Source organism: Shinella sp. WSD5-1 (assembly GCF_963942435.1).
In the GTDB taxonomy this organism is placed as follows: Bacteria; Pseudomonadota; Alphaproteobacteria; order Rhizobiales; family Rhizobiaceae; genus Shinella; species Shinella yambaruensis.
Genome location: NZ_OZ012596.1, coordinates 3828412 through 3841964 on the forward strand (window position 1 = coordinate 3828412; position 13553 = coordinate 3841964).

Here is a 13553-nt window from a genome sequence, read left to right on the forward strand (position 1 = left end):
AGAGGCCCTTCTTCACGAAGAGGAAAGGGTGGATACACTCACGAGATAGTCATTTCGTGGCCGCTTGTCAGCCACGGGTGAGCTAATAAGCTTTCTATCTATGAAGCGGACGCGGCAAGACCACGATTCGCCGAAGATTTTAGGACCGGTAGTGGAGAGACCCATGGGCGTTCAGAATTCCCCCGAGGCAGGCCTGGACGAAAAGGCGGTGATCGCCGCCGCGGAACGGGCGCTCTCCGACATCGCGATCATCCGCAAGGAGGTGGCCAAGGTCATCTTCGGCCAGGAAAGCGTGGTCGAGCAGACGATGCTGGCGGTGCTCTCGGGCGGTCATGCCCTGCTCGTCGGCGTGCCCGGCCTTGCCAAGACCAAGCTGGTGGTCACCCTCGGCACCGTGCTCGGCCTTTCCTCCAGCCGCATCCAGTTCACGCCGGACCTGATGCCCTCCGACATCCTCGGCTCGGAGGTGATGGACCAGGATGAGAACGGCAAGCGCTCCTTCCGCTTCGTGCCCGGCCCGATCTTCACCCAGCTCCTGATGGCCGACGAGATCAACCGCGCCTCGCCGCGCACCCAGTCCGCCCTGCTGCAGGCCATGCAGGAATATCACGTGACGGTCGCCGGCCGGCCGAACGACCTGCCGAAGCCCTTCCATGTGCTGGCGACGCAGAACCCGCTGGAGCAGGAAGGCACCTATCCGCTGCCCGAGGCGCAGCTCGACCGCTTCCTGCTGCAGGTCGACGTCGACTATCCGGAACTTGCCGCCGAACGCCAGATCCTGCTCGAAACGACCGGCGTGCACGAGGCACAGGCGAGCGCCGCCATCTCGGCCGCGCGCCTGATGGAGATCCAGAACCTCATCCGCCAGATGCCGGTCAGCGAAAAGGTGCTCGACGCCATCCTGTCTCTCGTGCGCTCCGCCCGCCCCGGCAACGGCATCGCCTCCACCGACAAGCACGTCGCCTGGGGCCCCGGCCCGCGCGCCGGCCAGGCCATGATGCTCTGCGCGAGAGCCCGCGCGCTCTATGAAGGCCGCCTCGCGCCTTCCGTCGACGACGTTCTCGCCCTTGCCGAACCCGTGCTGCAGCACCGCATGGCCCTCACCTTCGGCGCGCGCGCCGAAGGCATGTCGGTTCGTGACGTCATTGCAGGCCTCGTCCGCCAGGCCGGCGGCTGAGCGGGGCCGATCACATGGCGACCGTCGGCCAGATCGTCCAACCGACCCCGACCCGCGAGGTTCTTTCGCGGGCGCAGGCCCGCGCCGCTCTCATCCCCGATTGCATGGTGGAGGCCCAGCGCCTCGCCAACACCGTGATCGCCGGCTGGCACGGTCGCCGCAAGCGCGGCATCGGCGAGAACTTCTGGCAGTTCCGCCCCTATGTCGACGGCGAGAGCCTGTCGCGCATCGACTGGCGGCGCTCGGCCCGCGACGACCATACCTATGTGCGCGACCGCGAATGGGAAGCCGCGCACACCGTCTGGGTCTGGGCCGATCTTTCTCCGTCGATGATGTACAAATCGACCTTCGGCAGCGTCTCGAAGGAAAGCCGCGCGCTCGTGCTCATGCTGGCGCTCGCCGAAATCCTCGCCCGCTCCGGCGAGCGCATCGGCTGCCCCGGCATCATGGAGCCGATCGCCGCGCGTAACGCCGCCGAACGCCTCGCCACCGCGCTGATGCACGCCGGCATGACCGGCGGTCTGCCGGAGACGAGCATGATCCGCGGCAACAGCGATATCGTGCTGATCGGCGACTTCCTCGATCCCGTCGAGGATGTCATGCAACGCCTCGCCCCCCTCGCCCGCCGGGGTCTCAGAGGCCATGTCGTCGAGATCGCCGACCCGGCGGAAGAGACCTTCCCCTATGTCGGCCGCACCGAGTTCACCGATCCCGAAAGCGGCCAGAAGCTCACCGCCGGCCGCGCCGAGACGCTGAAGGACGACTATGCCCGCGCCTATGTCGCGCGGCGCGAGACGCTGGCCGACAATCTGCGCCATCTTGGCTGGAGCTTCGTGCCCCACCGCACCGACCGCCTCGCCTCCGAGGCGCTGGTCGCCGTGCACATGTATCTCTCCGGCATGCCGGCGATGAGGACGGAGGGCCGCGGCCGATGAGCGCCTTTGCCTTCGCCTTTCCCGCCGTCCTCACCGCGCTGGTGCTGCTGCCGGTCATCTGGTGGCTGCTGCGCCTGACGCCGCCAAAGCCGCTGACCGAAGTCTTCCCGCCCTTCGCCATCCTCGCCTCGATCATGAAGCGCGAGGAGACGCCGGCGCAAAGCCCCTGGTGGCTGACGCTGCTGCGCATGCTGATGGCCGCCGCGATCATCTTCGCCATCGCCGACCCGGTCTTCAACCCGCGCACCAATACGCTGGCAAGCAGCGGCCCCCTCGCCCTCGTCATCGACAACAGCTGGGCCTCGGCCACCGACTGGCAGCAGCGCATCGACACGGCCTCGACGCTGATCGACGACGCGGAAAGCCGCGACGTGCCAATCTCATTGGTGCTGACCGCCGACCGCCAGCACGACGCCGTGCCGGTCGATGCCGCGACGGCGCGCAACCGCCTCGCCGCCGCCGAAGTCCGCCCGCTCCCGGCCGACCGCGCGTCGGCCGTCGCTTCGCTGCGCACCGCGCTCGACGGAACCGCGCCGGGCACCCTCGCCTTCATCAGCGACGGCATGGCGGGCGGCGAGACGGACGAGACGATCTCCGCGCTGCAAGCACTTTCACCGGCCGATTTCCGCCTGATCGCCGGCGACGGCGCCCCCGCCGTCGCCATCACCGCGGCCAGCAACGGCGCCGACGCGCTGTCCGTCACCCTCAGCCGCCTCGACGGCGGCCCGGCGCGCAGCCTGCCGCTGACGGCGCACGATTCGCGCGGCCGTCCCATCGCGACGGGCACCGCCGATTTCGCCGCAGGCAGCACCACGACGACCGGCACGATCACCGCGCCTTTCGAGCTGCGCAACGATTTCGCCCGCATCACCATCGACGGCCTCGCCAATGCCGGCGGCACGTATCTGCTCGACGACGGCTTCCGCCGCCGCCGCGTCGCCTTCCTCTCCGGCGAGGTGGTGGATGCCAGCCAGCCGCTGCTCTCGCCGCTGCACTACATCAACCGCGCGCTCGCCCCCTATGCCGACCTGATCGAGCCGAGCGTCGCCGACCTCTCCGTCGCCATCCCCGAACTGCTGGAACAGAACCCCTCCGTGCTGATCATGGCCGATATCGGCCGCCTGCCGGAGGACGTACAGGCCGAAGTTCAGCGCTGGATCGAGGCCGGCGGCATGCTGATCCGCTTTGCCGGCCCGCGCCTTGCCGCCGCTCCGGCGGACGATCCGCTCGTGCCGGTCATGCTGCGCAAGGGCGAACGCGCGCTCGGCGGCGCTCTTTCGTGGTCCGAGCCGCAGCCGCTCTCCGCCTATCCGGCGAACAGCCCCTTTGCCGGCATGCGCGCGCCGGAAGGCATCCTTGTCAAGCGCCAGGTGCTCGCCGAGCCGACGCCGGACCTTGCCGAGCGGACCTGGGCGAGCCTTGCCGACGGCACGCCGCTGGTGACGACCGGCCCGCTCGGCTCCGGCCGCCTCGTGCTCTTCCATGTCAGCGCGGAAACCGGCTGGTCCAACCTGCCGCTCTCCGGCGATTTCGTCGAAATGCTCCGCCGCACCGTGCAGCTTTCGCGCGGCGGCGGCGTCTCCACCGGCAACGGCGCCGAGACGCAGGGCCTGCCGCCCTACCGGCTGATGACGGCGAACGGCACGCTCGCCGCCGCCACCGGCGAGGCCAAACCCCTTGCCGCCGGCAACGCCACGAGGGCGATCGCCAGCTTCGACAACCCGCCCGGCCTCTACGGCACGGAGGACGGCTATGTCGCCCACAACCTCTTCCCGCCGGGTCACGAAATCCGCCCGCTCGCCGTCGCCGAAGGCGCCGCCGTCCGCGAGCCGCTCGCCGGCAAGGAGACCTGGTCGCTGAAACCGCACCTCTTCACGCTTGCCGCCCTCTTGCTGCTCGCCGACTGCGCCATTGTGCTCTTCATGGGCGGGGCCTTCGCCGCCGCTGCCCGAAGCGTGCCGAAGCGCGGCGCCACCGCCGCCCTGCTGCTGGCCCTCATGGCCGGCGCGCTGGCGGCGCTGCCGTTCGAAAGCCGGGCGGATGACGCAAAACCGGGCGACGAAAATATCCTGTCGCGGCTCGACACCACGCATCTTGCCTATGTCGTCACCGGCGAGGGCGAGGTGGACCGCATTTCCGAGCGCGGCCTAGCCGGCCTCACGGAATTCCTCACCTACCGCACCACGCTGGAGCCTGGCGAGCCGGTCGGCATCGACATCTCCAGGGACGAGCTGTCGCTCTACCCGATCATCTACTGGCCGGTGAGCGCCAGCGCCGAAATGCCCTCCAGCGCCGCGATCAGCCGCATCGACGCCTATATGCGCAATGGCGGTACGGTGCTCTTCGACACGCGCGACCAGTTCGTCTCGCTCGACGGCAGTTCGACGAGCCCGAACACCGAACGCCTCCAGGCGATCCTCGCCAGCCTCGACATTCCCCCGCTCGAGCCCGTGCCCACCGATCACGTCCTGACCAAGGCCTTCTACCTGCTCGCGAATTTCCCCGGCCGCTATGCCGGAAGCCCGCTCTGGATCGAGGCGGAGCTGGATCGTGCCGAGGACCCGAGCCGCCCGGCCCGCGCGGGCGACGGCGTCTCGCCGATCATGATCACCGGCAACGATTTCGCCGGCGCCTGGGCGGTCGACGCCAACGGCATGGCGCTGCTGCCGACCGTGCCGCCGGACGAGATCCAGCGCGACCACGCCTTCCGCGCCGGCGTCAACATCATGATGTACATGCTCACCGGCAACTACAAGGCGGACCAGGTGCACGTACCCGCCCTCCTCGAACGGCTGGGGCAGTGACATGACCCTGCAATTCTCCCCCTTCCTGCCCTGGCTCGCCATAGCCGCGATCGGCCTTGTCGGCCTTGCGCTTGCCGCCCTCGGCTTCTGGCGCGGCCTGCGCGGCGCCGTCATCCGCGCGCTGGCGCTCGCCCTCCTGGTCTTCGCGCTCGCCAATCCGGTCTTCCTGCAGGAGGACCGCGAGGCGCTGTCGACCGTCGTGCCCGTCATCGTCGACCGCAGCCAGAGCCAGGACAACGAGCAGCGCACCGCCCAGACCAACGCCGCACTGGAAGGCCTAAAAGAACGCTTCGCCCGCTATCCCCGCATCGAGCCGCGCATCGTCGAAGCGGGCGACGACGGCACGTCGGACACGCCCTCCACCCGTCTCTTCGACGCCCTCAACGCGGCGATCGCCGATGTGCCGCGCTCGCGCGTCGGCGGCGCGATCCTCCTCACCGACGGCCAGGTGCATGACATTCCGGAGGCTTCCGCCTTCTCCAGCTTCGAGGCGCCGGTGCACGCGCTCGTCACCGGCCGGCCGGACGAGTTCGACCGCCGCATCGAGATCGTCAGCGCGCCGCGCTTCGGCATCGTCGGCGAGCCGCAGGAGCTGAAATTCCGTGTGGTGGACGACGGCGCCGGGCCCGGCGACACCGCCCGCGTGACCGTGCGCCTCAACGGCAACGAGATCGCCTCGGAAATCGCGCAGCCGGGCACCGAGCAGCCGCTCCGCTTCACCGTGCCGCGCGGCGGCAACAACATCCTGGAATTCGAGGTCGAGCCGGTCGAAGGCGAGATCACCACGGCGAACAACCGCGCCGTCCATGTCATCGAGGGTATCCGCGAGAACCTGCGCGTGCTGCTGGTCTCCGGCGAGCCGCATGCCGGCGAGCGCGCCTGGCGCAACCTTTTGAAGTCCGACACCGCCATCGACCTCGTGCACTTCACCATCCTGCGCCCGCCGGAAAAGCAGGATGGCACGCCGATCAACGAACTCTCGCTGATCGCCTTCCCGACGCGCGAACTGTTCGTCGACAAGATCAACGAGTTCGACCTCATAATCTTCGACCGCTACCAGCACCGCGGCGTGCTGCCGATCCTCTATTACGACAACATCGCGCAATATGTCGAAAACGGCGGCGCGCTGCTGATCGCCGCGGGACCGGAACATGCCGGCAACGATTCCATCGCCGGCACGCCGCTCTCCGTCGTGCTGCCGGCAAACCCGACCGGCGCGATGAACGAAGCCGCCTTCTATCCCCGCCTTTCGGACGAGGGCAAGAAGCACCCCGTCACCCGAGGCCTCGAAGGCGCGAACGAGGAGCCGCCCCATTGGGGCCGCTGGTTCCGCACCGTCGACGTGCAGCGCCCGGACGGCAATGTCGTGATGGAGGCCAATGACGGCAAGCCGCTCCTCGTGCTGAACCGCGCCGGCAAGGGCCGCGTCGCCATGCTGCTTTCCGACCAGGGCTGGCTCTGGGCGCGCGGCTTCGAGGGCGGCGGCCCGCATGTCTCGCTCTACCGGCGCACCGCCCACTGGCTGATGCAGGAGCCGGCGCTGGAAGAGGAGGCGCTGACCGCGCGCACCTTCGGCCGCACGCTCCAGATCAACCGCCAGACGATCGGCGACGCACCCGGCGAGGCGACGCTGAAGCTGCCCTCCGGCGCGACGCAGCAGGTGACGCTGAGCGAGGCCGAGCCCGGCCTCTACCGCGCCGAGGTGCCGACGGCGGAGACCGGCCTCTACGAGATCACCAACGACGATCTCTCCGCTCTGGTGCATGTCGGCGCGGTCGACGCGCCGGAATTCAAGGCGACGATCTCGACCACCGAGAGCCTGAAGCCGCTCGCCGACGCCACCAAGGGCACGGTGCGCCGGCTGGTCGATGCGGAAGGCGAGACGGTTTCCCTGCCGCCTCTGCTGCCGGTGTCGGGCCAGGTGCGCACGGTCGACGAGAACCGCCTGTCGCTGCGCATGACGGACGAGACGGTGCTGAAGGGCATCAACTCGCTGCCGCTCTTCGCCGGTTTCGCCGGCGTCGGCCTCCTGCTGCTCGCCTTCTCGGCCATGTGGTATCGCGAAGGGCGATAGTCCCTCTGGCGTCGCGCCCGCCGTTCGGCTAGTCTGCCCGCACGGCCGGAGGCGGCCGGCAGACCCGCGCCTTTTCAAGGCATGGCGAACGCCTCCCTGAAAACCTTTCACCACCGTTCATCGTTGGCGAAGGCGTCGGCAATGCGGGCACTGACGAAGACTTCGCCTTGAGACGAGGAACGGACATGCGCGATTTTCGCGACGCAAAAACCATGGCGAAAACCCTGCGAGAGGCGCTCGCCGCCCGCACCATCGAGATCACCCACAGCGAAGCCCTCGAAATCGTCGCCCGCCAGTTCGGCGTCGAGACATGGAATATCCTGTCCGCCAGGATCGAGGCCAAGCCGGCGAACGGTATCGAATTCGAGCAGGCGGTGCCGATCGTGCGCATCTTCGATGTGCCGAAGGCGCACGAATTCTATCTCGGCTTCCTCGGCTTTACCGTCGATTGGGAGCATCGCTACGGCGAGAACTTTCCGCTCTATACGCAGGTCTCGCGCGGCGGCCTCAGGCTGCACCTTTCCGAACATGCGGGCGATGCGACGCCCGGCGGCAACATGGTCGTCTACATGAAGGGCATCCGCGCCTTCCAGAAGGAACTGATCGGCAAGGACTACCGCTACATGAAGCCGGGGCTGGAGGACGAGGGTTCGCGGTTGGAGGTGACGGTGACGGACCCGTTCAACAACCACATCCGCTTCATGGAGTTGAAGGACTGAGAAAGCCCCTCATCCGACTGCCGGCACCTTCTCCCCGCAAGCGGGGAGAAGGAAAATGCCGCGCCGCTTTCCTGAAAAGGGTAGCTCGATGGACAGGAGACGTTGCCAAGCCTCTCCTTCTCCCCGCTTGCGGGGAGAAGGTGCCGGCAGCCGGATGAGGGGCGCTTCTTAAATGCCGGCAGCAGTCCCCTCGTCACACCGCCACGCAATCACCCCCTTCAGCCGCTCATGCGTATCGACCGCAAAGGGCATGACCAGCACGCGGGCGGGATCGACGGGGCCGGGAAAGGTCAGCGCGTTCCAGGCGACCTTCTCGAAGCCGAGCGGGCCGTAATAGGGCGGATCGCCGACGAGCACGACGGCTTCCGAGCCCTTGCGTTTTGCGGCGGCGCAGGCGATGCGCAGGAGCTCCCGGCCGATGCCCCGGTTCTTGTGCGAGGGCCTGACGGCGAGCGGGCCGAGAAGATGTCCCTTCACGCCGCCCGCCAGGACCGGCGTCATGCGCACCGAGGCGATCGTCTCGCCGTCATCGGTACAGATGAAGGACAGCGACAGGTCGTGCGGCCCCTGCTCGCGGATGCGCGCAGCCGCGCGGACATGCCGGCCGGGGCCGAAGGCTTCTTCGTTGATATGTTCGATGGCCGCGTCGTGGGAGGCATCTTCCGTCAGGTAGACGAGGTCGTGCTTGAGCATGTTCATGGATCGGGGAACCGGAGACGAAACGAGGGATGCGGGGGATCGCGCCGCCGCCAGGGGGCGCAGCAGGAGCATCAGCGTCGTCGTGGGGTTCCGGTGTAGAACATGCGCGTTTCGTCTTCCCTGCCAGCGTGAGCGCCGGTGCTGGTCTGCGCGGATAGCAGAAATTTCGTGTCTGTCAAAGAGCAAAACGCACTGTTCATCAAAATGCACCTATCCACGTCCGGCCCATACGCTCACTATGGCCGTACGTTTTGGCCGCGAAGGCCGCAGAAGGAGACCATCATGGGCATGCTCGTGGACGGCGTCTGGCATGACGTCTGGTATGACACGAAATCGACGAAGGGCCATTTCAAGCGCGCCGCCTCGCAGTTCCGCAACTGGATCACGCCGGATGGCGCCCCGGGGCCTTCGGGCGAAGGCGGCTTTGCCGCGGAGGCGGGGCGCTACCACCTCTATGTCTCCTATGCCTGTCCCTGGGCGCATCGCACGCTGATCTTCCGCAGGCTGAAGAGGCTGGAGGACCTGATCACCGTCTCCGTCGTCGATCCGCTGATGCTGTCGAAGGGCTGGGAATTCAAGGGCGAGAACGGCGGCACGCTCGATCCGCTGTTCGGCGCCGCCGCGCTCCACGAAATCTACCAGAAGGCCGATCCGCACTATTCCGGCCGCGTCACCGTGCCCGTCCTGTGGGACAAGAAGCAGAACCGGCTGGTCTCGAACGAATCGGCCGAGATCATCCGCATGTTCAATTCCGCCTTCGACGGCCTCACCGGCTCGCGCGACGACTACTATCCCGAGCCGCTGCGCGCCGAGATCGACGCCCTCAACGAGGCGATCTACGACAGCGTCAACAACGGCGTCTACAAGGCCGGCTTCGCGACGACGCAGGAGGCCTACGAGGCCGCCGTGCAAAGGCTCTTCGAGATGCTGGACCAGCTCGAAGAACGGCTTTCGAAGAGGCGCTATCTCACCGGCGGCCGCCTGACGGAGGCCGACTGGCGGCTCTTCACCACGCTGGTGCGTTTCGATCCGGTCTATGTCGGCCACTTCAAGTGCAATATCCGCCGCATCGCCGACTATCCGAACCTTTCCGGCTACCTGCGCGACCTGTACCAGGTGCCGGGCGTCGCCGGCACGGTGAACATGCGCCACATCAAGGAGCATTATTACCGCAGCCACACGACCATCAACCCGACGGGCATCGTGCCGGTCGGCCCGGAGCTCGACCTGACCGTGCCGCATGGCCGGGATCGGCTGAAAGCGGCCTGAACCTACCAGACGTCCGAAAACGGTGCCCGGCCGGCAAGCTCCTCCAGCCGCCTTCGGGTGGCGGCGGTCGTGTCGGCCGGCAGCGCGTCGAGCGCGAAGAAGCCGGCCTCGACGATCTCCCGGTCCTTCAGGCGCGGCGCCGACTGGGTGACGCCCTCGCAGCGATAGAGGAGGACATGGTCGCGCCTGCTGGTCTGCCGGTTGAAATAGACGTGCAGGAGCCGCGGCGGCGCCCCCAGGACGAGGTTACCCTCCTCCCGCATCTCCTTGGCCAGCGCCTCCAGCGCCGTCTCGCCGCGCTCGATGCCGCCGCCCGGCAGGTGCCAGCCGGGCACGTAGCTGTGGCGCACGAGGAAGAGGCGGCCGGCCTCGTCGAAACAGGCGGCGCGCACGCCCATCGTCATGCCGCGCGAAAGCGCGAAATAGCCGTGCAGCACGCGCGTCGCGAGCCGCGTGAGGCGGCTGCGGGTCGGCGGGGCGGCGGGCTTGTGCTGGTCCATGGCGGCACTTCGCCGGAAGCGTTCGGCCAAATCAAGTCTCACCGCGCCAAAGCCCAGGGAATATCCACGCCTTGCGTTCCCCTTGCGCATCTTATGCTCTAAGGAAGGATATGTTCAGACTTGCCCATATATCGGACGTCCATCTCGGCCCGCTCCCCGCCCTCACCTTCCTGGAGCTTTTTTCCAAACGCATCACCGGCTTCGTCAACTGGCATCGCAACCGCCGCCGGCACCTCTTCGCCAACACGCTGGACATCGTGCTCGACGATATCGAGCGGCGCGATCCGGATCATCTGGCGATCACCGGTGACCTCGTGAACCTCGCCTCTTCGCTGGAAATCGCGGCCGTCAAGCACTGGCTGGCAGAGGCGGGCACGCCGGAAAACGTCTCGGTGGTTCCGGGCAACCACGACGCCTATGTGCCGGGCGCCTACGAAAAATCGACCAGGGCCTGGTATCCCTACATGCGCGGCGACAACGGGCCGGCCGAATGGCATGACGACTTCCACGTCTTTCCCTATATGCGGGTGCGCGACCAGGTGGCGATCATCGGCTGCTCGACGGCGGTCGCGACGCCGCCCTTTGCCGCATCCGGCTATTTCGGCAGCCGCCAGGCCCGCGAGACCGTCAATCTCCTGCGGGCAGCCGAGGAGGCCGGCCTCTTCCGCGTCGTGCTGATCCATCATCCGCCGATTCGCGGCGCGACCTCGTTCCACAAGCGCATGATCGGCATCCGCCGCTTCGCCGCGACCGTCTCGACCGGCGGGGCGGATCTCGTGCTGCACGGCCACACCCACCTCAACACCGTGCACTGGCTGCCCGGACAGGCAAAGCAGATCCCGGTCGTCGGCATCGCCTCCGCCTCGCAGGGGCCGGGCGGCCACAAGCCGCCCGCCGGCTACAACCTGTTCTCGATCTCCGGCGCGCCGGGGAACTGGAACGTGATGCGCGAGCGATACGCCCTGACGCAGGACGGCCTGGCCCTGTCTCTCGCGGAAACCACGCGGTTCTGAAAAGCGCGAATAAAACCCCTCCTTCGCCCGTATCATCTTCTTAGAGCGGCCCGCCCTCCAGGGTCACCAGAGGGCCGGCCCGCTCCCGGACGGCCAGCGCCAGGCAGGCGAACGATCGAGAGGGAACCCATGACCATGCTCCGCCACACCATGCTGCTTTCATTCTGCGCCGCCGTCTCGCTGACGGCGCTTTCGGCCGCGCGTGCCGCCGATTCCGACACGACGACGCCACCGGTCGCGACCGAGACGACGACGACCTGCACCGACGGCAAGATCTGGAACGACGAGAAGAAGGAATGCGTCGCGCCGGAGGACCTGAAGCCGGCCGAGGGCACGGCGCCCGAGGACGAGGCCAAGGAGGAAGAACAGAAGAAGACCGAGCGCACGATCGACGACAAGCTCTACGAGGCGGCGCGCGAATTCGCCTATGCGGGCCAGCATGAGAACGCGCTGCGGGCGCTGCGCGCGGCCTATGACCAGGAGGACCCGCGCATCCTCAACTATATGGGCTACAACACCCGCAAGCTCGGCGACATGGCGCTGGGCATGACCTACTACGAGCGGGCGCTGCAGAAGGACGAGAACTACATCCTCGCCCGCTCCTATATGGGCCAGGCCCTGCTCGAACAGGGCGATGTCGAAGGCGCCCGCGTCCAGCTCGTCGAGATCCGCGACCGCGGCGGCGAGAATACCTGGGCCTACCGTGCGCTGCTTCAGTCGCTCGGCGGCGAGCGCACCACTTACTGACACATGGTTGGCGACGCCGTGCCAAAACGGCACGGCGCGGGCCAACAGGGGATCAATCTTGGAGGGAACGCGGGAAACTGCGCTCCCGGATGCCGTTCATGCTTGCAGACACTAGGAAGAATGTTTCATATCAGACGGTCGCCGCCCGCCCGGCAGCGAATAGAGTTTTGATCCCGAACGTTTCCTTGGAAAAGCAATGCGTCCGACGGCAGAATCGAATGAGTTCCGGCGAGAACTGGTCAATTTGCTGCCAAAGTTGCGCCGTTTCGCCATGACGCTGACGCGCAACGGCAGCGATGCCGACGACCTCGTACAGGAGGCATGCGAAAGGGCCATCACGCGGAGCCATCTGTGGAACGGGGAAGGCCGGCTGGAAAGCTGGGTTTATGCCATGACGCGCAATCTCTGGGTGGACGAGATCCGCAAGCGAAAGGTCCGCACAGGGTCCGGCACGGTAGATGTCGCCGAGCAGGATAGCCTGCATATCGAAGCGTCAGCCGACAAGGCGGTCTATGCCAAGCAGTTGCACAAGTTGATCATGACCATGCCGGAAGGTCTTTCGAGCGTCTTTCTCCTCGTCAATGTCGAAGGCCACAGCTATCGGGAGGCGGCGGATATTCTGGGCATACCGATCGGCACCGTGATGAGCCGGCTCTCGGCCGCCCGCATCCGCCTTGCGGCCATGATCTCCGAACAGATGGAAAGGAGGGCCTGATGGTGGAGAGCACACAGGGTCTTCCGCTCGAAGTCCGCCTGTCGGCCTATCTCGACGGCCAGCTGCCGGAAGCGGAAATGGACGAGATCAACGCGATCCTCGCCGAGAACGACGATGCGCGCATGGTCTTCGAGAAGCTGAAGCTCGGCAGCGAGTTCGGCGCCCGCGCCTTCGACAAGCTGCTGCAGGAGCCGATCCCGCTCGATCTGGTACGCAACATCAAGGAGGCCGGCAAGAAGGACGACGAGCCGTCGCCGGCAGGTTTCGCCGCCATTCCGGTCGCCGCTGCCGCCCCGCGCCGTCCCTCGGCCTTCTGGCCGAAGGCACTCGCCGCCTCGCTCGTATTGTTCCTTGCCGGCGGCGCCGCCGGCTATCTCGTCGGCGAACGGCAGCACGGCGTGTCCCGGCTCGCCTCCAACCAGTTCGCTCCTGCCCGCACCTGGCTGGATGATATTGCCGACTACCATCGCATCTATGCCCGCCAGACACGCCATCTCGTGGAAGTGCCGGCAAGCGAGAAGGAGCATATCGTCGAATGGCTGACGGCCAGCACGGGCGTGCCCTTCACGCTGCCCGACCTTTCCGACCAGAACCTGACCTTCGAGGGCGCGCGCCTGCTGGTCGCCGGCGGCAAGCCGGCCGCCCAGCTTCTCTATCGCAATGCGCAGAACGAGGTCTTCGCCATCTGTTTCGTCCAGAGCGATCCGGTCGAAACCGTCACGGCCCTTGCCGAAAGCATGCGCAACGATATCGGCCTCGTCTCCTGGCAGAAGGGCAGCGCGTCCTATGTCGTGGTCGGCCCCTCTGCCGATCCGGCCCTCGAGCGCATCGCCGAGACGGTTTCCTCGACGATCTGAGCATCCGCGCAACAGGCGCCGCAGATCACGGACACCCAAAAGCC

The 13553-nt window shown here is 67.1% G+C and carries 12 protein-coding genes; 10 read left to right on the forward strand and 2 right to left on the reverse strand.

Going from position 1 to position 13553, the window contains the following annotated elements; all coding sequences use genetic code 11:
• Window positions 1–163: 163 nt before the first annotated feature.
• The 5 genes from AABQ55_RS18740 (at window position 164) to AABQ55_RS18760 (ending at window position 7709) form a co-directional block, all read left to right on the forward strand.
• The gene (locus tag AABQ55_RS18740; protein ID WP_272806093.1) at window positions 164–1177 is read left to right on the forward strand and encodes an AAA family ATPase; all 1014 of its coding nucleotides are present in this window, start codon (window positions 164–166) and stop codon (window positions 1175–1177) included.
• Between the two features lie 14 nt (window positions 1178–1191).
• The gene (locus tag AABQ55_RS18745; protein WP_244767048.1) at window positions 1192–2112 is read left to right on the forward strand and encodes a DUF58 domain-containing protein; all 921 of its coding nucleotides are present in this window, start codon (window positions 1192–1194) and stop codon (window positions 2110–2112) included.
• Window positions 2109–4916, forward strand: a complete 2808-nt coding sequence (locus tag AABQ55_RS18750) for a DUF4159 domain-containing protein (protein ID WP_272806094.1) — start codon at window positions 2109–2111, stop codon at window positions 4914–4916. The genes AABQ55_RS18745 and AABQ55_RS18750 overlap by 4 nt, the downstream gene beginning before the upstream one ends.
• Before the next feature lies 1 nt (window position 4917).
• The gene (locus AABQ55_RS18755) at window positions 4918–6990 is read left to right on the forward strand and encodes a hypothetical protein (protein WP_272806095.1); all 2073 of its coding nucleotides are present in this window, start codon (window positions 4918–4920) and stop codon (window positions 6988–6990) included.
• Window positions 6991–7175: 185 nt separating this feature from the next.
• The gene (locus AABQ55_RS18760; RefSeq protein ID WP_272806096.1) at window positions 7176–7709 is read left to right on the forward strand and encodes a glyoxalase superfamily protein; all 534 of its coding nucleotides are present in this window, start codon (window positions 7176–7178) and stop codon (window positions 7707–7709) included.
• Between the two features lie 168 nt (window positions 7710–7877).
• Here AABQ55_RS18760 and AABQ55_RS18765 read toward each other — a convergent pair whose 3' ends face one another.
• Window positions 7878–8480: a GNAT family N-acetyltransferase gene (locus AABQ55_RS18765; RefSeq protein WP_443021102.1), complete on the reverse strand. Its 603-nt coding sequence runs from the start codon at window positions 8478–8480 to the stop codon at window positions 7878–7880.
• A 210-nt stretch (window positions 8481–8690) separates the two neighbouring features.
• Here AABQ55_RS18765 and AABQ55_RS18770 point away from each other — a divergent pair, with 210 nt between their 5' ends.
• Entirely contained in the window at window positions 8691–9677 is a 987-nt protein-coding gene (locus AABQ55_RS18770) for a glutathione S-transferase family protein (protein WP_272806098.1), read from the forward strand.
• 2 nt (window positions 9678–9679) lie between these two features.
• Here AABQ55_RS18770 and AABQ55_RS18775 read toward each other — a convergent pair whose 3' ends face one another.
• Window positions 9680–10177, reverse strand: coding sequence for an NUDIX domain-containing protein (locus tag AABQ55_RS18775; RefSeq protein WP_272806099.1), 498 nt, complete (start codon window positions 10175–10177; stop codon window positions 9680–9682).
• 110 nt (window positions 10178–10287) lie between these two features.
• Between AABQ55_RS18775 and AABQ55_RS18780 the strand changes: the two genes are divergently transcribed.
• The 4 genes from AABQ55_RS18780 to AABQ55_RS18795 all read left to right on the forward strand — a co-directional run bounded on the left by AABQ55_RS18780 (window position 10288) and on the right by AABQ55_RS18795 (window position 13509).
• Window positions 10288–11190, forward strand: a complete 903-nt coding sequence (locus AABQ55_RS18780; protein WP_244767055.1) for a metallophosphoesterase family protein — start codon at window positions 10288–10290, stop codon at window positions 11188–11190.
• Between the two features lie 129 nt (window positions 11191–11319).
• Window positions 11320–11937: a hypothetical protein gene (locus tag AABQ55_RS18785; RefSeq protein WP_398431075.1), complete on the forward strand. Its 618-nt coding sequence runs from the start codon at window positions 11320–11322 to the stop codon at window positions 11935–11937.
• A gap of 196 nt (window positions 11938–12133) precedes the next feature.
• Entirely contained in the window at window positions 12134–12652 is a 519-nt protein-coding gene (locus tag AABQ55_RS18790; RefSeq protein WP_024270476.1) for an RNA polymerase sigma factor, read from the forward strand.
• Window positions 12652–13509 (forward strand): anti-sigma factor family protein, encoded by an 858-nt coding sequence (locus AABQ55_RS18795; RefSeq protein WP_272806100.1) that lies wholly within the window; start codon window positions 12652–12654, stop codon window positions 13507–13509. The genes AABQ55_RS18790 and AABQ55_RS18795 overlap by 1 nt, the downstream gene beginning before the upstream one ends.
• Window positions 13510–13553: the final 44 nt, after the last annotated feature.